Source organism: Paraburkholderia lebeckiae, from assembly GCF_050436225.1.
GTDB lineage: Bacteria > Pseudomonadota > Gammaproteobacteria > Burkholderiales > Burkholderiaceae > Paraburkholderia > Paraburkholderia tuberum.
Map to the genome: position 1 here is coordinate 2634044 of NZ_JBNDLU010000002.1, position 20850 is coordinate 2654893.

Sequence of the window (20850 nt, forward strand, 5' to 3'; positions counted from 1 at the left end):
CGAGACCCACGTCGCGGACAGCGAGTCACAATGAACTCAAAATAGACCTTCGTCAGTGTGTCGGTCTCGAGTGTCCACCGGGTTAGCCTTCATGCCGTTTACGCGTATCGAAGGAAGCGCGCTGGGCGATGAGATGTCAGCGTGGTTGCGGGAGACGTCTCGATTCCCATTTCTCTCTTTCAAATCGTTCGAAGGTCAACCCATGTCTAATTTCGTTGCCGAAAAGCTGTTTCGACCGCCCCACGTCCAAACGCGACCAGGTGGAAGCGGGCCGCTGACAGTTCTCTTTTCGTTGCTTTCCCGTGCGGATACGACGCCACTCGACGTACGTCGATTGGGTGATGGTTACACGCTCGACAAGTCTGGCCAACCACTACGAGACCCGGCGAAAGATTCCTCGGCCATTGGTTTCGAGAGTAATCCCAACGTCAGCTTCGAGCACTGGGGCGAGTATTGGCGAAAGGTGCATGGCGTACGTTTCACACACATCGAAGAGGACGACGACCGCAGCTTAGAGCGACTGTTGCGTTATGACCAACTGCATCGATTCGCTCCAGGGCCAACAAGCTTTAACGCGCCCCCATACCGTGCTCCAGCCGACGAAAGCGGAATGCTCTGGCCGACAATTCTCGGACACATTGAACCATATCAACGGCCGCGCTGGGACGGCGTCGCGTATCTCAACTTTGAGAGCATCGACGACATCGCTGCTGTGTTCGCTAACGAGCGAGTGCGCACCAAAATTCTTCCCGAGGACCTGACGATGTTTCGTGACATCGCGCCGGTACTTGCTCGGCAGCACATCATCATTCCCAGCGAATCGGGAAATGAAGCAGTCACATTGGTCAAGCTTCATGTGCGTAGAAAAAGCGAGGCGCGCGAATCATTCCAGCAGTGGTGGCTCGAGGACCATGGCACCTATGTCGGCAGTCACTGCCAAGGCGGTCAGATGGTGAAACGTTATGCCCAGCTTCACAACATCGGTGGTCAGGAACCCGGCCAGCCGTTTTTTCACCCTGACGCCGCGACGCTTGATGGAATAAGCCTTATGAGCTTTTCAAGCCTCGCAGACCTTGAAGATTTTCTGGCGAGCCCGATGAACGCAAGTATCGTCGACCACGAGTCCATGAAGATTGAGCAAGCAGCGTCAGAATATTGGACCACCATCGGCATAGTGATTGTGAATCGAATCCGCCCTGAGGTTCGCACCCGGTAACGACTGCCGCCGCGGTGTTGGGGCGAGCAGCCGACACCCAGACATCTGAATAGGCGCCGTGTAGTCGATTCGCTCGCCATGCCATATGGACCGAACGCACCAAGGGAGTTGACCGCTTTGCGACGACCGGTTAAATCGAAGATTTCCGACCCCCGCGAAACGCCCCGTCCCTTAGGACGGGGCGAACTACTTACCGCATCGAACCCCGCTCAGTCGTCGTCTGCCTCCTGACACACGGGACCTTCCTTCTTCGCCAAATCAGAGTCCCAGTATGGGAGGCTCGTGTTGCCTTCAGACTTGAAGCAGCCTGCTTTGAGCAAAGGCAAATTCAAGGACGACGGGAGGCTTGCGCCAACATACAGTGAGACGGTACTTCCCGTCAGAGAGACCACCTGAGGATGCGTCGGAAAGCACGCATCCGTGCCGAGTACGGGCGAGCATTGCGAGTTTGCCGGAGGCGGCGTCCCGATGCCGTTCGACTGCTGCGTCGGAGTCTGAGTGCTGACAATGAGTCGGACCTTGCTTCCCGCCGGAATTGAGGCAAACTTCGGCGAAGTGACGAAGTCGTAACGACGAATATTACCGGCGGGTACGTAGTGGTCTGCGAAGTATTCGCCGTAAGGCTTCACAGGCACGCCGTTCTTATCGAGCCACGAGCGATTCGGGTCGTTCCTCGAGAGACTGCCGAGAACAGTACCACTGGAAAGCGGAGCAACAGTCCCATCCGGACCCACCAGTTGCACCGTCGCGATGAGTTCCAGATTCGGCGTTGTTGACGAGGCGTAGAATGACGCGCTCATCGGGCCGGCAAGCGTCGCTCCCTTTTTCAGAACCGGCCCATCAAATTGGGCCGTGCTACCGGCGCCTGGCTGCGCCCAAAGTAGATTAACTTCCGCGGATTGATTCGAAGGCTTCTTCGATAGAACTCCCCGTGGCGTCAGGAAGTATTGCTTGTACACAGGCGCAACAGGGTAAGCCGAGGTGCTAATCCAGTTGTTGGAAATCAATTCGTGGACGTGGACCGGCTGCTTCGTGTCGGCCATCTTCGTCTTTTTACCTTTAAGCCAGGTGTCGAACCATTCCAGCGTGATGTTGTTTGCAATGTTCTGCCCGGTCGTCTGCTCGTCAAATTGACAGTGACCGCCCTGGCTGATAATCACCTGATAGCGGCCGGTGACATCCTGATTCGGACGCATAGGGCCGTAGACGTATTGGCTGCTTCTTGCGTTCTGCAGATATGCGTACATGGACATAGAACTCTCCGCGTAAATGTCCTGGTGCGTGCTCCAAATCAGAGTCGGAATGTCGAGGTCTGCGAGTTGCCGGGCGAACGTACCGGGAGAGCGCACCTTCCAAAAGTCTCTGTCATAAGCCCTGGGACCACCCGCGTTGATTTCGTCGACCATAGACTGGCCATAGGCGGTCGCGCCATGATTGTTACCAACCGCCGCACCGAAACCCAATGGGAATTGGCCCGTTTGAGTCGGGATGCCGCCCGCGAAATACGTCTCACGGTAAAACTCCGCCCCTGCACAAAACGGCGCCAGAGCTTTGATTGGTGAATTTTTTCCGGCTGCCAGCGCCGTCGTATATTGGTTCAGTCCTGACCAAGAACCGCCTTGCAGAGCAATCGTGCCGTTAGAGTTCTGCAGCTTCGTGGCAGCCCATTGGACTATCTCGGCACCATCCTTCCCGTCGCTCCCGAAGAAGGAAAATTCGCCGCCTGAATTCCGTGTCCCTCTGACCGACGCTGTCACATAGATGTAGCCTCGCTGAACGAAGTAATCACCAGCCGTGGACGGATTCGTGAGGTATGGCGTTTGAGTGAGAATGACAGGGAACGGACCCTTCGCCCGAGCACCGGTATGCAAGTCGGTGGGGTAGGACACATCGACCATGAGCACTGTTCCATCGCTCATCGTGACCGGGACGCTTTTGTCTAATGCAGTCCCGTAAGTCGGATTGCCCGGGCTCCATACTCCACCCGGAAAGGGCGTGGACGCAAGCGCGGGAGCTGCCGCACCGGATAACAGAATTGCCACGGCTGCAAGCAGCCCTGCACGACTTGAACGCTTCATGACGACCTCCATCGGTGTTTCGCCAATTGCTTGATGAACTTGATTCTGCATTCCTAACTTATTTTACAAAACGTAATCCACTTACGCCAGCACCACAACCGCAGCCCGCGCCATCGCCGGGACGCGGGTACCCACTCAATTCCAGCGACGTCAGATGATTCGGTGCTCCGCGACCAGGAACGCAGTGATGCCGGCGAGGAATGTCTTCGCATGTTCCATCGTCTTCAAGCCGACCTCTGATTCGAACGCCTTTTGCAGCGACTCAGTGCTTTCGAACCAGAACTCAACGACCCCATCAATGGGTAGGTCGTCGTAACTGCAAGGCGTGCCTTTCTGAAGCTCTCGCTGCACTACCGCGTTCTGCCGATAGCCTTTGACGCCAGGCATCGTGCGAACGAAATCCGCATGTACTTTCCACTCGTTCAGAAAGTCCTGCTCCGAAAGCTCGGGGCGACGGCGGATGAGAGAAATCCGCTTCTTGAGCTTTGCACGAGACGCGTCTTCCGGCACTTCTACTACCGTCGTCTGCCTGACGGTCAGGATATGAAGGCGGCCGAGGAAATGGTTCTCGTCTTCGATGATTCTTTGCGGCAGCTCCCCCTCTCCGAACGGCTTGTTCGGGTCCGAAATCCACAGTTGCGAGAAACCGTCGAACTCCCACGGCTCCCGCTCGAAGTCGATTCCGCGCTGAACACGGTCGACAATGTGGTTCTGCCAATACTGACTAAGTCCAGGTGCGTTTTTCACCAACGGGCCGTGATGGCCGAGCCAATGCTTGTAAAACTCATCGTTCGACCATTCGGGCTTCTTTGAAATAAGCCCCATGCGTACCGTGCTCATCAATGCTCCAATGTCGTGACTTAGGTCGAAAGCTCGGCGCGGTCAATGCGCGCCCAAATATGCCGCCTTGACTTTTGGGTCGTTCAGCAAGTCGCGCCCAGACCCCTCCAGCGTAATGTTGCCAACCTCAAGTACATATGCCCTGTCAGCGACGCCCAAGGCCTGCTTCGCCATCTGCTCGACCAGCAGAATGGTGAGGCCCTCCTCGCGCAGACTACGGATGGCATCGAAAATGTCGCGGATGACCAGCGGAGCCAGGCCCAACGAAGGCTCATCGAGAAGAAGCATGCGCGGCTGACTCATCAATGCGCGCGAAATGGCGAGCATTTGCTGCTCGCCCCCGGAAAGCGTTCCCGAGAGCTGGTTCTGGCGTTCGCGAAGACGTGGAAACCGGTCGAACTCACGCTCCATCGCCGCTTCGGTCGCGGACATCGGCTGCTTGCGGGAATAGGCTCCGAGAAGAAGATTCTCACGCACGGTCTGGTCGGGAAACACGCCGCGACCTTCAGGCGACAGGGCAATCCCGAGGCCAAGGCGCATGTGTGCAGGCAACTGGGTGCAGTCGCGACCGCCAACCGTGATGCGGCCAGAGGAGACCGCCTGCAGCCCCGCGATGCTCTTTAGAAGGCTACTTTTCCCGGCACCGTTCGCGCCGATGATGGTGACGACTTCGCCTTCCCTCACCTCGAGGCTCACACCCTTCACGGCCTGAATAGCGCCGTAAGAGACCTTTACTGAATCGATTTTGAGCATCGTTGCTCCTCTCTCACGCGGCTTCAGCTTCGTCGACGCCGAGATATGCTTCGACGACGCGGGGGTTGGCCTGGACGTCTGCAGGCTTGCCTTCGGCAATCTTGATGCCGTAGTCAAGCACGATGACGTGGTCGGAAATCGACATGACGAGGTCCATGTGGTGCTCGACCATCAGGATGCTCACGCCATATTTGCTGATACGAAGGAGCAGCTGTCCCAGCTCCGCCGTTTCCTGTGGGTTCAAACCCGCAGCCGGCTCATCCAGCAGTAACAGCTGCGGTTCGGTGGCGAGTGCACGGGCGAGCTCGGCCCGGCGTTGCAGGCCATACGGCAGACTCCCTGCGGGACGGCTCGCCAGGTGACCGAGGTCAACCAACTCAAGGAGCTCGCGCGCACGTTGCCTCGTGATTTCCTCCTCATGACGCGCCTTCGAGGTCGCGAACAAGGAAGCAAACAAGCCGTTCTTCATCCGGCTGTGCCGACCAAGCATTACGTTGTCGAGAACCGACAAATCGGCGAAGAGTCTCAGGTTTTGGAAGGTACGACCCATCCCCATGCAACAGATGGAATGAACCGCGCTTCCGCCAATCTCCTTCCCGTTGAAGCGAATCGACCCGCTGTCCGGACGGACGACCCCCGTTACCATGTTAATCATCGTGCTCTTCCCGGCACCATTCGGGCCGATGAGCGCGTGGATATGACCCCGCTTCAGGGCGAACGAAATGTCTTGAGCCGGTTTCACGCCACCGTATGCTTTCGAGAGCTTCGTGACTGTCAGCAGTTCTGCGCTGTTCGCCCGGCCGCCGCGCAAGAGCGTCGTAACCTGCCCGCCCGGGGCAGCGTATTCTTCCTTCGAGTCTCGACTCTTGCGTCCGACCAGCTTCGACAGCGCGCCGACAACTCCCCCGGGCATCACATAGAGCGCAAACAGGAGAAGCAGCCCATACAGCGTGTGTTGAACTGAAGGCCAACGTGCAAGAAGTGCGTCTAGCAGGGTCAGGACGATTGCGCCAACCACGGGTCCAAGCTTCGTTCCCGCTCCGCCAAAAAGGACGAGCAACAGGATGAAGATGGAGAGCTGAAACGAAATAAAATCGGAATTGATGTACTGGTTTTGCTGAGCGACCATTGCGCCAGCAAGTCCACACGTGACCGCCGCAATCACGAAGGCAATCACTTTGCCTCGATAGACACGAACGCCCACCGACGACGATGCAATCTCGTCAGCCTGAAGCGAAAGGAATGCACGACCAAACCTTCCATTCAGCAGGTTGCGAAGCAACAGGTGAGTAACCGCACAGAAAACGAGCCCGACGCACACCCATTGACCGAGCGACATCGGCTGCCCATCCATTTCCGGGCTACGAATCCCGTAGATGCCTTGGGCTCCGCCAAACACATCTGTCCAGTCGCTGACCAGCCGTTCCACAACGATACCGAACGCGAGTGTGACCATGGCCAGATACGGCCCTTTGACGCGAAGCGACGGCAGCGCGATGAGCACCCCGCAGACGCCCGAGATGGCCGTTGCGATGGCCATGGCTGCCCACGGATTGATTTCCGTCTGCGATGTGAGAAGTGCGACTGCGTAAGCTCCCGCTCCGAAGAGCCCAGCTTGACCGAGCGATTTCTGCCCTGCGAAGCCGACAAGGACGTTCATGCCGGCGGCGCACAGGTAGTAGACGCACATCATGAACGCGATGTGCAGGTAATAGTCATTCCCGATGGACAGCGCGGCAGCGCCAAGCACGACCGCGATGGCGCATACGCCTGCCAAATGGCTGTACTTTTTCATACTTTCTCCACGAGGCGGCTGCCAAAGAGGCCCGTCGGCTTGAAAGCAAGGACGAGAATCACCACAGCGAACACCGCAATCTCACGCCACTGCGCCTGCCACAAATTGACCGTTGACTCGAACACTCCGAGAGCAAAGCCCCCGATAACGCAACCGCGGGGATTGTTGAGACCACCTACCATCGCGCCAGAAAAGCCCTTCAGCCCAATGGCCAGGCCCATGAAGAGAGACGCCTGCGTGATGGGTGCAATGAGAAAGCCAGACAGCCCAGCCAACGCCGAGCTGACCACGAAGGAACCAATCATCACTGCATTAGTGTTGATGCCCATCAGGCTCGCGACGTTACCGTTGGCAGCGACAGCGCGCATCATCTTTCCAACCATTGTCTTTCGCATGACGATGTCAAAGGCAAGCATCACGAGGATGGCCACCGCCAGGAGAAGCAGCTCTTGCGGACGCACGCCGATTCCGAAAAGTTGAATGACGGAGTCACCCACAGGCGACGGCACCACAACCGGTTTGGGGCCCCAGATGGCCAGCCCGATGCTGTCCAGGACCACACCGAACCCGAGAGTGCTCATGACCCATGCCATTCCGGGCTGTTTTGCGAAAGGACGCACGCCGATGGCATACAACAACCAACCGAGCGCGCCCATCACGACGAGTGCGGCAACCAGCGCCAACAATTGCGCACTCACGCCAGGAACTACCCCGCCGAAAGTTGTCGAGGTGATTGGCTTGCCCAAGAGGAGCAGCATCGCGCTCATTCCAATGAAAGCGCCGCTCGATACGAACTCGCCGTGCGAGAAGTTGAGCGTTTTCGTCGTAGTGAACGTAATGCTGAAGCCGAGCGCCACAAGCGCATATGCGCCGCCGACCGCCAATCCACTAATTAACGCCTGAAAGATAGCTTCCATGATGAGTGTTCTCCGCTGTGGCAGCACCTGCGGTGCCGCCATCATCAATGGGACCGTTACTGCTTGTAGTCGGCCGGGGTCAGGGACGCAACGAGCGCATCGCTGTACGGCACGAGTCGGCCATCTTTCCAGTGCACCCAAACAAAGTCCTTTGCTACCAGTGCTTCGTGATTTGTCTTGCTGAAAGGCTTGTTGTAGGTTTTAAGCAGACCTTGCACCGGTGCATTGAGGTTCTCGAGCGCCACACGGATTGCCGAGCCATCTGTACTGTTCGCCTGCTTGATTGCCTGAACTAGAATCATCACGGAGTCGTAGCCGTGCAGCGCAAACGAGAACGAACTCGGTGCCTTCAGCTGAGACCCAACGCGGGTGAACAGCTTGTCTTGGGTTGGGGTCCGATTTTCACTGACGGTACGCAGAAAAAGTGGCTTCTCTGCCAACGTCTTTCCGGCTGCATCATAGAAAGTGATGTTGTCCGCCGCCCAGGAACTGAGCGTACGCGGGTAGTAGGTGATTTTCTCCATGCTCCGCATGACTTGAGCGATAGGAGTACCCTGCGCCCAGATGATGACTGTGTCGACACCTGCTTCCTTGAGCTTGTTCAACTGGGAAGTCATGTCTGTGTCGCTGACGCCGAATTGTTCGATGGCAGCGGGAGTGATTCCCTGCATCTCGGCGATGGACTTCATGTCTTTGAGAGCACCTTGACCATAGCCTGTCGTCTCGGTCATGAAGCCAACCTTCTTTGCATTACCCGTCTTCTTCACATACGCCATCAGCGCCGCGACTTGCTCACGGTCGACCATCGAGACGCGGAACATGTAGTTGTCCGCACCGGGGCTCATCGGCTTGGTGATGTCCGTTCCCGACGAGACATTGTCAATCACCGGCATCTTCTTCTGATTGACGATGTGCTTCCATGCCATTGCGTTTCCAGAGTTCGTCGGACCGAAGACGGCTACGACCTTTTCGTTGTCGATGAGGTCCGTCATGTTCTGGATGGACTTGGGCGGCTGTGATATGTCGTCGCGCACGACGAGCGTCAGTTTTTTGCCGAGCAGTCCACCCGCCGCATTTACATCAGCTATTGCAGCTTGCATGCCAAGGACAGCGGCTTGTCCGCTCTGTGCCGAGGGCGACGCAGAAAGGTCGCCGTTAAAGCCAATCTTTATTTCCTGCGCCGACGCGGCGGGGACCGCCGCAGCAAAACTGAGCGAGGCTACGATTCCTGCGATGACACGAATTGCTTTCATGATGTCTCCAACCTGTTGCTTCAGCATTCGATGGGCGTTTCATCCCATCGTCGTTTCAATCAATCAGAACTTGCTCACGACACCCAGACTGACCGCCACCAAGGAGCGGCTCGCCCCCGGGGTAGTCTGGAAGCTGTCACCGATGGCCGGTGTGGCATTAATAATTGCGCCAGTTCCCGGGTTACCCAGCGTCTGGCCCGACGCACGCTGGTATCCTTCGAGCGCGTATAAACCTGTACGCTTCGAAAGCGCGTAATACTGGGAGAGAACGACCTGGTGATACTTGGCTGCGTCCGAGATGTTGTTCGCCTTGGAAGCCCACGTGTAGCTGTAGCCAAGTGCCAAATCGAACGCAACGGCCGGCTTCCAATGAAGCACACTGCCTACCGTGTTCCAGACGGCCGTGTCGGTGAACTTGGAATTCACGCCCGGGACGTACTGCACGTTCGAATATGCAAACGAGATGTCCCAGTTCTGGTTGAAGACATAGCCGCCATTGACAGCAAAACGCTGCTGAGCCTGGGCTTGGCTGTAGCCATTTGTGATGGCTGATACCCCCTGCTGACCGGACGAGTTCACTGAAGATTCCGCGCCGTATGGGCCACCGCCAGGAGTTGAGTTATTGATGCGCCAGAAGCCTGCAGCAAGACCGAAGTTCCCACCCTTGTACTGAAGTCCACCGCTCCAAGTCGACCCCTGATTCAAGCTCCCGGGCACGCCGGCAGGTGCGAATTGGCCACTTGCTGTAATGCCATAGAACGTCGGCGTCGTATAGGAAATCGCGTTGTTGGAGCGATAGTAGGTATCCAAGCCGTCAAGGTCGCCAGGATGCGAACCGTACCCGGTCTGATAGAACGCGGGAACCCACGGCGAAAGCATCACGTAGTAAGCGCTATATTGACGGCCCACTGACAGGGCACCATAGGCAGGGTTCGACAACTCGATGCGTGCCTGCCTACCGAACATGGCATTCGTGAACTGCTGCCCGCCGTTCGCGAGATTGAAACCCGACTCCAGGACAAACAACGTCTGATAACCGTTACCGAGGTCCTCTGTGCCACGAAGCCCCCAACGGTCTCCGTTCCACACACCCGACTGCATGCGAACGTTGGACCTTCCTGGCGTCGTCGAGCCGAGAGTTGTTTGACTGTTTTGATAGGTGATAGACGTGTCGACAATGCCGTACAGAATCACGCTCGACTGAGCAAATGCAGGAAGAACAGCCAAACCAAGACTCGCACCTACTGCACATCGAACAAATCTCTTCTTCGCCATTAAAAGTCTCCTTAATAATTTTCTAGTCCGAGTCGTCAGCGGCGGCGTCTGATTGCCATCACTTGTCGCGGCCTGTCGTGGGCAACACGGCCAATTCGGCTTTCCATATGTAGGATAACGAATCGGTGTAGCGATTTACTCTCACTGGATTCGAGAGGAACGCACCGTGTTACGCGCGGCGCGCAGATTGACCTATTTGCGGCGCTCGTTGTCTTGAGGGAGGGCTGCCTCCCCCGATAGCCCAGATACTACGCCACAAAATTAAACATGCGCCACTCCTTTTGCATAGGTGCAAATCCCTATCGGGCAGCTTCACATTCATCTCAAAGACCATCGGACGGCGAGAACCCACACACCGTGCGGGTTCCAGCCGGAGCCATACGCTAAGTCGCAAGTAACGCATCAGCGCCATTGCAATATCGATGGCAATGTGGTGTCTGGATGTGGGTAATTACACCTATGCAAGTAGATATGTTGATGTGAAACACTAACGCAACGGCGTTGCTAACCGTATATCCATCAGACATCAAGGAGAAATCATGTCGTTCCCTCAATACGTCGCGCCACGTTTGCTCGAAGACCGCGTGGCTTTCGTAACCGGCGCAGGACAAGGCAATGGCCGTGCACTCGCGCTCGGCCTTGCCCAGGCCGGCGCCAAGGTTGTGGTTAGCGACATTGCTTTCGAACACGTCAGGGAAACCGCCGCGCTCATTGAGAAGGAAGGTGGGAAAGCGTGGCCGTTCGAGCTGGATGTCACCAACGCAGACGCTTGCTACACCCTTGCCGAAAAGGTCTCCAACGACATCGGCTGTGTCGACCTGCTTGTGAATAATGCGGGCATCATTATTCGTGAGAACTCGACAAGCCCGAATGCAGCCAAGAACTGGAAGAAAGTGATGGACGTGAACGTTCAAGGGACGTTCAATGTCACGCACGCGTTTCTTGAGGCTATCAAGACGACCAACGGCGTGATTATCAACGTTGCATCTATCGCCGCTTATGCTGGACAAGGCGCTAGCCTCGGCTATTCCCCGTCCAAAGGTGCAATCAAGATGTTCACGCAGTCTCTAGCGGCCGAACTCGCGCCTCACGGGGTACGCGTAAATGCATTGGCGCCCGGCGTCATCGAAACCCCTATGACGGCTGCAACACGCGAGAATCCGGCGCGTCTCGAGGCGTTTATGTCACGCATCCCTATGGGTCGGGTTGGCCAAACGGAGGACCTCGTCGGCCCGACAATATTCCTGGCGTCTGGAATGTCGCGCTACGTGACGGGGGTAACCCTCGCGGTAGATGGTGGATTTCTAGCTATCTAAGGCCTATCTTGCAAAAGCCCGCCCAGCGGGCTTTTTTTTGGCACAACAGCGTCTACGCCGGAGCAGTCAGAAGCGAGTCCTTCGCTGTTCTCGCGGCGAAATCCGTTTGCAGATAGCACGTGCCGACGCCAGCACCAGAAGCTGCACATTTTCGAGAACCTCCCTCCAATCATCCTTTCCACCAGCTTGCTGGGCAGGCATGGACCACCCGAGTCTTCGATTCCCAAGGCGTTACGAAGACAGCTTTTCAGAGAGCTGAAGCAGTCCCCTCGCAACGGTTCCGGTATCAGAGGTATCCAGCGTGCTTGACGGGCCGAAAATGGTAACTGAAAGCACCATCTGCCCGCGGTCGAAAACAGGCGCGCTCAGGCTGTCGACGCCAGGGATTGGCACACCCAGCGTTCGTGACAGATGTGTGCGCCGCACATCTCCTGCGAAGTTCTCAATTACATCGACAAAGCATCGCGCTGAGACCGCATCGGCCTTCGCAACTTCACGAGCAAGCATCGGTTCTATCGTCTGCCTCGGAAGGAACGCGGCGAACAGTCGTCCTGTGCTGCTGTGGGCGATGGACATTACCGACCCCACATGCAAGCCGACATGCAGGTACATTTCGGGGCCGTGGTATCGAATGACGGTGGGGCCATGGTCTGTCCATATCGCCACAAACGCGCCGTGATTATCGTCTTTAAGCAGTCGAATGGCCAACTCCACCGTCTTATGCAATGGATGGAGCTGCGCTAAAGCCCGCAGGCCAAGCTTCAACGCAAGTGGTCCGGGCTCAAAGCTGTGGGTCGTTGAATCACGTCTAACCAGTCCTGTGCGAACCAAGCTGACCATGTATGTGAAGACCTGATTCAAAGGTAAGGCGGTTGCAGCGCTCAGCCCCAGCATCGAAACAGGTTTTCCGGCGTCAGCCAGATGCTGCAAAAGCGTTCCTCCAACCTCCATCGCATGGATTCCACGCTGCTTCCTGGTTCTTCTCGGAGCAAGTTGCTCGACGCATCCGGCAGCCTCCATATCTCCCCTCCTTTGCGAGCATCGTCCCGGACCTGGTGATGCCAACCGGTCGGCACGTCGCGTTTTCTCGACAAGGTCCGACATGCGAAAAAAAGCCGCGGCCGCTGGGCAACAGCAACCGCGGCAATGCACACCCATCGGAATTCCTACGCTTCGTTAATGGGACACCACTGCAAATTTGGTAGCCGGAGCGTCCATCACAGTGTCTTCCTTCCGAACCTCCGTGGTAGATGCGATTGCTTTGCCTGCGATGTAGCCGAAAGTCAACGCCGGTCCCAGCGTAATGCCGGCGCCGGGGTAGTTCCCGCCCATGATGCTGCATGCGTCGTTGCCAACCGCGAACAGCCCGTGGATTGGCGAGCCGTCGGAGTTGAGCACGCGGCATGAAGAATCAGTCTTCAGGCCAGCGAATGTGCCAATGTCACCGATGCGAATTTTGAGAGCATAAAAGGGGCCTTTCTCGATAGGCGCGACACACGGATTCGGCGAATGAAGAGCGTCACCCTGATAACGGTTATACGCTGTGCTTCCCTTTCCGAAGAGTGAGTCGCGACCTAGTCGCGCCTCAGCGTTATAGCCCCGCACCGTCTCTTTGAAGTTGAGCGCATTGACGCCAATCTTCTCGGCCAGCTCCTCTACGGTTGATGCTTTCGTCAGGTAGCCGACACGCAGATAGCGGCCAATGGGCATCGGGAACGGAGCAACACTACCCAGGCCGTACGTTCGGAGAGTCTTGTGGTCGCAGATGAGATGAGCGGAAATTTCCTCTCCCGCCGGCGTCGACTTCACCAGCGCTTGCACAAAGTCATGGTACGAGTGGCCTTCGTTCGTGAACCGACGGCCGTCACGTAGCACGGAGATAACGCCCGGCTTCGCGCGGTCGATAAAGTGCGGCATGATGCCTGTTGTTCCGTCCTTTCTGGTCAGCGTCGAAACCGGCACCCAGGCAGCCGCGTTCGGCAGCGTTGTCGTCACTTGACCGCCGACTGCTTCAGCCATGCGCAGTCCGTCGCCCGTGTTACCGGTCGGAGAAGGCGAGAAATGTTCGGAGCCTGTCGGAGCGTGGGGGAAGAGTTGCTTGCGACGTTCGATGTCGTACGGAAAACCGCCGCTCGCCAAGATAACAGCACGATTCGCGGTCACCCGTACTTTCGAACCGGCCCGGTCAAGGACCGCTCCGGTGATTCGGCCGTTGTCGTTGGTGAGGCTGAGCGCCTTGGTGTTGAGCCAAAGAGGAACGTTCAGGTCGAAGAGCGACTTTGCGAGACGACCGGCAAGCGCGTTGCCGTTCGTCAGCGTCATGCCGCGACCATGCTTCAAAACGTCTGCAAAGTGGCGAGAGAGACGCTTGGTGACGTACCAGGCAGACTTGATTGACTTCGTCACCCGCATGAAGTGCACAATTTCCTTGCCCGAACCAAGCATCATTCCGAATACGGTGAGTTCGGGCAGAGCAGGAGCGAGGTCCTTGATTGCCGTGCCGAGTTCACGGCCGTCAAACGGACGAGTGACCATGGAACGGCCACCTTGCGTGCCGCCGGGGGCCTCGGCGTGATAGTCGGGAAACACGAGAGGCATGTCGAAGCGCACAGCTGTCTTCGCTGTGAAGAAGTCCACAGCTTCCGGCCCATTCTTGATGAAGGCGTCGACGCGCTCACCATCAAAGCTCGACCCCGCCTCGTGCTGCAGATACGTACGCGCGGCATCTTCTGCCTCGTAGATTCCTTGCACCTTTGCAAGCGCTGTATTCGGAATCCAGAGCCAACCGCCCGAGCGAGCTGTTGAGCCGCCGAACTTTGGCTCTTTCTCGATAACGAGGACATTGAGCCCCTCAGACGCCGCCGTGATTGCCGCGGACATTCCCGAGCATCCCGAACCAATAACAAGCACGTCACAGCTGTATTCGCTTTCCTGCTTCATCTCGCATCTCCGATAGCGAGGACGCGTCACCTCAGGTGCGTCCTCATAATCCATCCCCGTCTTCTGGGCCATGGTCAAATCATACTCCGTAATTACATATACGCGTACATATTTGCGTACGTACAATCCCTATATCGGATTTCGTTGTCGCGGATGTAGATTGAGGACTCGATGGGAAACGCTTGTGCCCTTCTGTTTGGATGCGGTAGGTGGCCTTGTGTGCAGGCGCTGCGCTCGCCACCTTTGTCATCGAATTTCTGGCGACGCGGCGGTCTGTCGCCGGTACCGCTTACTTCACCTACTCTGGAGACGACATGATTAAACGTATGACTTTGCTGGCGCGCAAGGAAGGCACTTCGGTAAGCGACTTCCGTGCGTACTGGTCTGGCTGCCATGCTCAACTCGCTTTGTGCATGGATGGCATTTCGAAATACACGCAAAACAGGGTCGAGAAAACTCTCTGGAGGTCCGCAGGTGGTTCGGGATGTTTTGATGTCGATGGCATCGTCGAGCTCTGCTTCGAAAGCGATGAGCTCATGTCCGAAGCGCAACGTTCCGCGGTCGGGAGTCGATACATTCCCGAAGATGAGCCAAACTTCCTGCGCGGATGGACGCTTTGCGTGGTCGACCACGAGGATGGAGCCAAAGAGCACACAGGCGTGAAGGTCATCGTCGTCGCTGCTCTAAAGGCAGGTGTCTCACGAATCGAGTTCGAGAAGGTAATGGTCGAATCCGACAAGGAACAACCGACGCCTGCGACAACATCGCTCAATTGGACGACCAAAAGCGCGAAGCGTGAACGCCTATGGGCAGAGCCGGTAGTGCCCACCGTGCTTGCCGCGCTGTGGTTCAAGAATCTTGCGGAAGCGCATGACGCGTTTCGAGTTGAGAGCAGCCTCGTGCAAAGCATTGACGGCTTAGCCGACCGTGCAGCTGCGTACCTTATCAACCCGCTCGTGGTCAGGTAATCCGAATGGTCGTCAGCATCTCATGCTGGTGACCATTTCAGACCGGTAGCCAGTTTGGTGGGCGCGTCGCCTCCTCTCTCTCTAGCGAAACCATAGCGCACTGCGATTCGGAAATTGCTACGAAACCGCGCCGTTAGCCCGTACCAAAAAACAAAACGGGCGCTGGAGCTCCGAGCGCCCGGTGCATCTCATTTTCGGCTCTCAGCTCACGCTTTATGCAAATTCCTCGCTCGTTCGGACCGTAACGCAAAAAACATCGCTGTGCAGGCAAGAAGCAGCATGAATGCAATGAAATAGAACGCGTTGTTCATGCTTCCGGTGTAGGTCTTGATAAGACCGATTAGATACGGGGTGATGGTTCCGCTGGTTACCCCGATAGTGCTGACCAGCGCGATGCTCGCAGGAGCGCTGGAACCGCGAAAGAAGCTAGCGGGCACAGACCAAAAGATGGGATGAGCCGCGTAAATAAATACGGCCGCCGCAGTCAACAACGCCATGGATAGTGCGAAGCCCAGGCCATGCGAAGTCAGTAGCGCCAGCGCTGCAGCGGCGCCAGAGCCACAGACGATGAAATGCCATTTGCGTTCGTTGCGTCGGTCGGAACGACGAGCAATCAAAATAACGCCCACAGCGCCGATTGCATTCGGGATTGCCGAGTACAGACTAATCTGAACGATGTCGGTAATTCCGAATTCGCGAATCATCGTCGGCATCCAGAATAGCAACAGGAGGATGCCCGAGGTCAGGCAGAAGTACACAAACGCGAACACATAGACGTACGGGTTACCCACTGCCGCAAGCAGGGAATGGCTATGCTCAGCAGGCTTTCCGTCGTGTGCCAGCACGTCTTCCAGCCGCCGCTTCTCACCTGCGCTAAGCCACGGTGCAGCGGACGGCCTGTCCTTCAAGAAGAAGAATGCGATAACACCCAGCAGGATTGCGGGAGCACCCTCGATGGCCAGCATCCACTGCCACCCGTGGACACCATGGACCCCATCCATGCCGCGCATAATCCAGCCAGAGACCAGACCGCCAAGCACACCGGCGACGGCGACACCAGCATAAAAGACAGATAGCGCTCCTGCGCGACGGCGTGCCGGGAACCAGTACGTCAGATATAAAACGATGCCTGGAAAGAAGCCGGCCTCAAATACACCGAGAAGAAAGCGTAAGACGTAAAACTGCGTGCTGTTGGATACCGCGACCATCACCACCGAACACGCGCCCCACAACACCATGATTCGTGCGAAGGTCTTCCTGGCTCCGTACTTATGCAAGAGTATGTTGCTGGGCACTTCGAAGAGGACGTACCCGACAAAGAAGAACACTGCGCCCAAACTGTACGCGGCGTCAGTAAAGGAAAGGTCGTGCTTCATCTGCAACTGGGCGAACCCGATGTTGTTCCGGTCCAGGATTGCAATGACGTAACAGAAGAAAAGAAACGGAATGATTCGCAGCGTCACCTTGCGAAACAGGGTGTCATCCGATGTGCCGACAGATGGGGGATTCGTCGGTGCAGGGACCGTGCCGACTGAACTTCGCGTTGTCATCAGAAACTCCAGTGCAGTTATTTTCAGTTGTGGTCCGCTGTCAGTCGAAGTATCTACGCCACCTCACTGACCGCCAACCCACTCAGAAGGCAACCGCACCATGGCAGGTCCACGCTTCTTGATTACATATTAACGCTGCACTTCGCACATATATAATTCTCGTTTGTACCTATCTGGGTCCTTCTGGACCGCAAACGGCTTCGAAGTGCTGGTAAACACCTAACGTGCCGGCGACTGGTTCGTTAGATGAGTCCAAGAACGAGCTCGGGCTATGCGGCGCACAGGCCAAGACCAGCAAGTTCGAATTGGCCGGCCTTGCCTCGAATTCGCTTTGCCTGGCGGCCCGCAACGCCACCAAGCAAGTTTTGTTTTACACGTATGTGATTGCGTATATATAATCAAGCGCGAGTGAGCTGCTACGTACAGCGATTGCATCGTTAAGGAGACCGGTTTGTCCGCGAGAATGTTGTGGCTTCTGAGCGCGTGCTGCTTTGCCAGCATGGCGTCAATGCGGGTCTGCGATTCGCTGTTACCGTCGCTGCAGGCGGAGTTTGGTGTGAACATGGGGCACGCCGCCCTCGCAATTTCAGGATTCGCCCTCGCATACGGCCTTACGCAACTCGTCTTCGGGCCCTTGGGAGACAAGTTCGGAAAAATCCGCGTAATCGCTCTGACCACGCTAGCCTGCACGGTAGGAAACCTTGGTGCAGCATTGTCCGCTCATATGGGCCAATTGGTCGCGGCCCGAGTATTGTCCGGGGCTGCGGCCGCGGGAATAGTGCCTTTAACTATGGCGTGGATTGGCGACACAGTGCCTTATGAACGGCGTCAGGAAATTCTTGCACGGCTGCTCGGCGCGACGGTTTTCGGGATGATTGCCGGTCAGTGGCTAGGGGCATTGCTCGCCGACGCGGCCGCCTGGCGAATCTCGTTTGCCTCACTGGCCCTGATTTATCTGGTTGCGGGGCTCTTCGTCTTGCGAGAAGTCAATTCGTCGGACATGACGGGCAAGTCGATACCCGGCCGTTTCGCGTACCGTGCTTTTGAGGTGTTGGCGATTCCTTGGGCTCGAACAGTCCTCCTCGTCACCTTCATCGAGGGCTCGCTCGCGTTCAGCGCGCTGTCGTTCATCCCGACCTATCTACACGGGACATTCGAACTTCCGATGTCGAGGGCGGGCGCGATTGTGGCTCTTTATGGGGTAGGCGGTTTAACGTACAGCCGTTGCGCAAGCCTCTTGGTCCGTCGCTTGGGAGAAGCCACTCTGGCGAGGCTTTGCGGTGCCTGTCTCGCAGTGTCATATGGCGCACTCGCGCTTCTCAATACTTGGTGGCTTGCGTTGCCCGCCTGCTTCATGGCTGGATTTGGCTTCTACGCGCTGCACAACACCCTGCAGACCCATGCCACGCAGATGGCACCGAGCGTGCGCGGAACCGCCGTGTCACTCTTTTCGTGCTTTCTTTTCTTTGGGCAATCACTAGGCGTTGCTTGCGCCGCGTGGTTCATCGACAGATTTTCAGCGCCGCCTGTTTTTATAGGCTGTGCTTTCGGCCTATTTCTAGTCGCAGTCGTGTTTTCGTCGCTGGTTTCTCGCCAAACCGCACAGCTGGCGAGGACCTAAAGGAATGCCGGCGGAGCAGATACCCGGGGTGGCAGCCAGCTGGCAAACGAAGCGCACGGCGAATCAGATGGAAAGAGCGTGCCTAGACGGCCGGTACAGTCGGCGCGGAATTCTGTTCGGTCAACAGCTTGGTGGTCGCAAGAAGACTGGTAACCAGCGGGCCTTTCCAGGAAACGTCGAAATTCCCGGCAACGCCGAAGAGCGTCAAAACAAGAACAATCTCTCCGTTGTTGTCAAAAACCGGTGCGCTGATGCTGTTGATACCTGGAATCGGCATGCCCTCTCCTCGCGCGACGCCTCGCTTTCGAATATCCGCCAGAATGGCGTCGAACTGCGTGATAGTCAGACGCTCGCCATCAGGCGTTTGCGACCCGAAGTCCGCACCAACGAGCTCGCCGAGCGTGGAACTCTGCTTGTATGCAGCAAACACCCGGCCAGTCGTCGAATGCGTGAGCGACATCACTGTGCCGACGTGAACACCAGCATGCAGCGAGGCGGCGGGCTCAATGCTTTGCAGAACGGTTGGACCACGGTCTCCCCATGCGGCGAGAAGCACACTTTGCTCGACGCGCGTCGCAAGGTCGGTGGAAGGCTGCATTGCGTTACGGACTGCGGGCACCATGCGAAGCGCATGCAACCCCATGCGGAGAGACAAAGGCCCTGGCTCGAAGCGCGAGGTGACGGGGTCCCGTTTGACGAGGCCGGTACGAAGCAGGCTCACCATATAGGTGAACACCTGATTCGTGGGGATGCCGCTGCGCGCGCTGAGCTCCGCAAGTGTCACTGGTTCGCCAGCGTCCGCGAGATACTGAAGGAAGCGGCCACCAACTTCCATGCTCTGGATGCCGCGTTGCTCCTTCCGGGCACTTGAATCGAGGCTTTCCGGATTTTCTTTTGCCCGCTGCTTCGTTACCATGCAATCCTCTGTGCACGAACACATTATGTTTCGCCGATTTTACCGGCTTCCTGGTCACCGTAAGGCACTTGGATTCTGAATCCGACAAGATACGCAAATGGACACCGAAAGCACCGAAAAAGCCCAGCGGGGAATCCAGTCAGTTGAAGTGGGCAGCGAAATTCTGCTGGCACTCACGCAATCTGACTCGCCCATGCCGCTCAAAGAGATTTCGCGGGTCACCGGCATGTCTCCCGCCAAACTTTTCCCGTATCTGGTGAGCCTCATCAAGCTTCAGCTGGTACAGCGAATGGAGCCGTCAGGCGATTATGCCCCAGGTCCCCTCGCGCTGCGGCTTGGCCTGTATGGGCTGCAACGATTGAATCCTCTGCGCGAAGCCGAGGCGGACGTATTGGCGCTAGCATCGAAAACGGGACAAAGCGTTTTTTTGACGACTTGGGGGCCAAACGGACCGGTCGTCGTCAGACAGGAAGACCCTTCATATCCGCTGCATCTCACTTTGCGAGTCGGCACGGTCATGTCGCTCGTCAACACGGCAACGGGACGACTTTTTGGCGCCTATATGCCAGAGTCCTTGGTGCAGAAGGCTCTCGCAGACGAGAGCATACGGCTCAGCGGTGCAACCGCACTGAAGGCAACGGAAAAGCAGGACCTGTTCAAGGAGTATCGGAAGATTCGCGAGGAAGGCATGACGCGAACTTCGGGCCATCCTTTGCCGGGTGTGAATGCTATCGCGGCACCTGTATTTCTGTTCACTGGGTCGATTGCGCTCGCCATCACTCTGGTTGGGCCCGCAGGTACGTTCGATACAAGTTGGGATGGGGAACTTGCGTTGACCCTGCGCCAGACCACACTGGACCTGTCCTACCGACTAGGCTACTCGGCCATCCCGGGCGACGAGACCTAGTTCATCGTGATGCGACAGCAACGCCCGAGAAATGTGAAGACAATTCGCGGCTGCCTCGGGCGTCGCCTGTCAGCGACTTGAGACCTTTCCAACGCACGCCGGCGGCGCTCCCGCAAGCCCCCCTTCAAATCCCTGCATCGCTTTGATGCGATGGCGCAGCCGACCCTGAAAAACCTGGGCTCACTTGCGCGGCCACCTCTCTGAAACCCTTCGAAACACAGAAGCCCTGACGTCGAGCACCTATCAGTGCGGCACGTCGGCCCACTCGGCCGCCAGGAACAATCAACACGCGTGTCGGCCTCACGGTAGTTCGTCGCAAAGCGCCCTCCCCGTGCCGAAGACATCCACGGACGCAAGTGTGCCGTCCGACAATCACACGAAATGAATCCACGCTTGCGTCTTGGCGTCGCGCCAGTTCATCCCCGCTTTGCGCCGCTCGTCGGCAGCCAGCACCCCTATATACCAGCATGCTTCGGATGCCTGTAATCGCCGAGGGCAAGCAGGA

The 20850-nt window shown here is 57.1% G+C and carries 16 protein-coding genes; 5 read left to right on the forward strand and 11 right to left on the reverse strand.

The window, feature by feature from the left end:
- Window positions 1-202 precede the first annotated feature (202 nt).
- Window positions 203-1216 carry an EthD domain-containing protein gene (locus OKW45_RS26700; RefSeq protein WP_429472061.1) on the forward strand — a complete coding sequence of 338 codons (1014 nt, stop codon included), beginning with the start codon at window positions 203-205 and terminating at the stop codon, window positions 1214-1216.
- Between the two features lie 209 nt (window positions 1217-1425).
- Here the strand turns inward: OKW45_RS26700 and OKW45_RS26705 are convergent, their stop codons facing one another.
- From OKW45_RS26705 to OKW45_RS26735, 7 genes are all read right to left on the reverse strand, one after another.
- Complete coding sequence (locus OKW45_RS26705) at window positions 1426-3294, reverse strand: CocE/NonD family hydrolase (protein ID WP_429472063.1); 1869 nt, start codon at window positions 3292-3294, stop codon at window positions 1426-1428.
- A 150-nt stretch (window positions 3295-3444) separates the two neighbouring features.
- Window positions 3445-4134, reverse strand: a complete 690-nt coding sequence (locus tag OKW45_RS26710; protein WP_429472065.1) for an EthD domain-containing protein — start codon at window positions 4132-4134, stop codon at window positions 3445-3447.
- Between the two features lie 42 nt (window positions 4135-4176).
- The gene (locus OKW45_RS26715) at window positions 4177-4887 is read right to left on the reverse strand and encodes an ABC transporter ATP-binding protein (protein ID WP_429448909.1); all 711 of its coding nucleotides are present in this window, start codon (window positions 4885-4887) and stop codon (window positions 4177-4179) included.
- Window positions 4888-4900: 13 nt separating this feature from the next.
- Window positions 4901-6682 (reverse strand): branched-chain amino acid ABC transporter ATP-binding protein/permease, encoded by a 1782-nt coding sequence (locus OKW45_RS26720; RefSeq protein WP_429472067.1) that lies wholly within the window; start codon window positions 6680-6682, stop codon window positions 4901-4903.
- Window positions 6679-7602, reverse strand: coding sequence for a branched-chain amino acid ABC transporter permease (locus OKW45_RS26725; RefSeq protein WP_429473367.1), 924 nt, complete (start codon window positions 7600-7602; stop codon window positions 6679-6681). Before OKW45_RS26725 ends, OKW45_RS26720 begins: the two co-directional genes overlap by 4 nt.
- A gap of 53 nt (window positions 7603-7655) precedes the next feature.
- The gene (locus OKW45_RS26730) at window positions 7656-8852 is read right to left on the reverse strand and encodes an ABC transporter substrate-binding protein (protein WP_429472068.1); all 1197 of its coding nucleotides are present in this window, start codon (window positions 8850-8852) and stop codon (window positions 7656-7658) included.
- A gap of 63 nt (window positions 8853-8915) precedes the next feature.
- Window positions 8916-10127, reverse strand: a complete 1212-nt coding sequence (locus OKW45_RS26735; RefSeq protein WP_429472070.1) for a porin — start codon at window positions 10125-10127, stop codon at window positions 8916-8918.
- A 539-nt stretch (window positions 10128-10666) separates the two neighbouring features.
- Here OKW45_RS26735 and OKW45_RS26740 point away from each other — a divergent pair.
- The gene (locus OKW45_RS26740) at window positions 10667-11443 is read left to right on the forward strand and encodes an SDR family NAD(P)-dependent oxidoreductase (RefSeq protein WP_429472072.1); all 777 of its coding nucleotides are present in this window, start codon (window positions 10667-10669) and stop codon (window positions 11441-11443) included.
- 231 nt (window positions 11444-11674) lie between these two features.
- Here the strand turns inward: OKW45_RS26740 and OKW45_RS26745 are convergent, their stop codons facing one another.
- Window positions 11675-12463 (reverse strand): IclR family transcriptional regulator, encoded by a 789-nt coding sequence (locus OKW45_RS26745; RefSeq protein WP_429472074.1) that lies wholly within the window; start codon window positions 12461-12463, stop codon window positions 11675-11677.
- 156 nt (window positions 12464-12619) lie between these two features.
- Window positions 12620-14383, reverse strand: a complete 1764-nt coding sequence (locus OKW45_RS26750) for an FAD-dependent oxidoreductase (protein ID WP_429472076.1) — start codon at window positions 14381-14383, stop codon at window positions 12620-12622.
- Window positions 14384-14592: 209 nt separating this feature from the next.
- Here OKW45_RS26750 and OKW45_RS26755 point away from each other — a divergent pair, with 209 nt between their 5' ends.
- Window positions 14593-15351: an EthD domain-containing protein gene (locus OKW45_RS26755; protein WP_429472078.1), complete on the forward strand. Its 759-nt coding sequence runs from the start codon at window positions 14593-14595 to the stop codon at window positions 15349-15351.
- Between the two features lie 206 nt (window positions 15352-15557).
- Here the strand turns inward: OKW45_RS26755 and OKW45_RS26760 are convergent, their stop codons facing one another.
- Window positions 15558-16901 carry an MFS transporter gene (locus OKW45_RS26760; RefSeq protein WP_429472080.1) on the reverse strand — a complete coding sequence of 448 codons (1344 nt, stop codon included), beginning with the start codon at window positions 16899-16901 and terminating at the stop codon, window positions 15558-15560.
- Between the two features lie 451 nt (window positions 16902-17352).
- Between OKW45_RS26760 and OKW45_RS26765 the strand changes: the two genes are divergently transcribed.
- Window positions 17353-18522 carry an MFS transporter gene (locus OKW45_RS26765; RefSeq protein WP_429472081.1) on the forward strand — a complete coding sequence of 390 codons (1170 nt, stop codon included), beginning with the start codon at window positions 17353-17355 and terminating at the stop codon, window positions 18520-18522.
- 82 nt (window positions 18523-18604) lie between these two features.
- On the opposite strand, the gene OKW45_RS26770 is transcribed toward OKW45_RS26765, so the two are convergent.
- Window positions 18605-19438 (reverse strand): IclR family transcriptional regulator, encoded by an 834-nt coding sequence (locus OKW45_RS26770; protein WP_429448889.1) that lies wholly within the window; start codon window positions 19436-19438, stop codon window positions 18605-18607.
- A 97-nt stretch (window positions 19439-19535) separates the two neighbouring features.
- Here OKW45_RS26770 and OKW45_RS26775 point away from each other — a divergent pair, with 97 nt between their 5' ends.
- Window positions 19536-20345, forward strand: coding sequence for an IclR family transcriptional regulator (locus OKW45_RS26775; protein ID WP_429472083.1), 810 nt, complete (start codon window positions 19536-19538; stop codon window positions 20343-20345).
- The last annotated feature ends 505 nt before the right edge of the window (window positions 20346-20850 follow it).

Coding starts and splice junctions, on each gene's coding strand:
- OKW45_RS26700 (WP_429472061.1), top strand. CDS start 203: ATGTCTAATTTCGTTGCCGAAAAGCTGTTTCGACCGCCCCACGTCCAA.
- OKW45_RS26705 (WP_429472063.1), bottom strand. CDS start 3,294: ATGAAGCGTTCAAGTCGTGCAGGGCTGCTTGCAGCCGTGGCAATTCTG.
- OKW45_RS26710 (WP_429472065.1), bottom strand. CDS start 4,134: ATGAGCACGGTACGCATGGGGCTTATTTCAAAGAAGCCCGAATGGTCG.
- OKW45_RS26715 (WP_429448909.1), bottom strand. CDS start 4,887: ATGCTCAAAATCGATTCAGTAAAGGTCTCTTACGGCGCTATTCAGGCC.
- OKW45_RS26720 (WP_429472067.1), bottom strand. CDS start 6,682: ATGAAAAAGTACAGCCATTTGGCAGGCGTATGCGCCATCGCGGTCGTG.
- OKW45_RS26730 (WP_429472068.1), bottom strand. CDS start 8,852: ATGAAAGCAATTCGTGTCATCGCAGGAATCGTAGCCTCGCTCAGTTTT.
- OKW45_RS26735 (WP_429472070.1), bottom strand. CDS start 10,127: ATGGCGAAGAAGAGATTTGTTCGATGTGCAGTAGGTGCGAGTCTTGGT.
- OKW45_RS26740 (WP_429472072.1), top strand. CDS start 10,667: ATGTCGTTCCCTCAATACGTCGCGCCACGTTTGCTCGAAGACCGCGTG.
- OKW45_RS26745 (WP_429472074.1), bottom strand. CDS start 12,463: ATGGAGGCTGCCGGATGCGTCGAGCAACTTGCTCCGAGAAGAACCAGG.
- OKW45_RS26750 (WP_429472076.1), bottom strand. CDS start 14,383: ATGAAGCAGGAAAGCGAATACAGCTGTGACGTGCTTGTTATTGGTTCG.
- OKW45_RS26760 (WP_429472080.1), bottom strand. CDS start 16,901: ATGACAACGCGAAGTTCAGTCGGCACGGTCCCTGCACCGACGAATCCC.
- OKW45_RS26770 (WP_429448889.1), bottom strand. CDS start 19,438: ATGGTAACGAAGCAGCGGGCAAAAGAAAATCCGGAAAGCCTCGATTCA.
- OKW45_RS26775 (WP_429472083.1), top strand. CDS start 19,536: ATGGACACCGAAAGCACCGAAAAAGCCCAGCGGGGAATCCAGTCAGTT.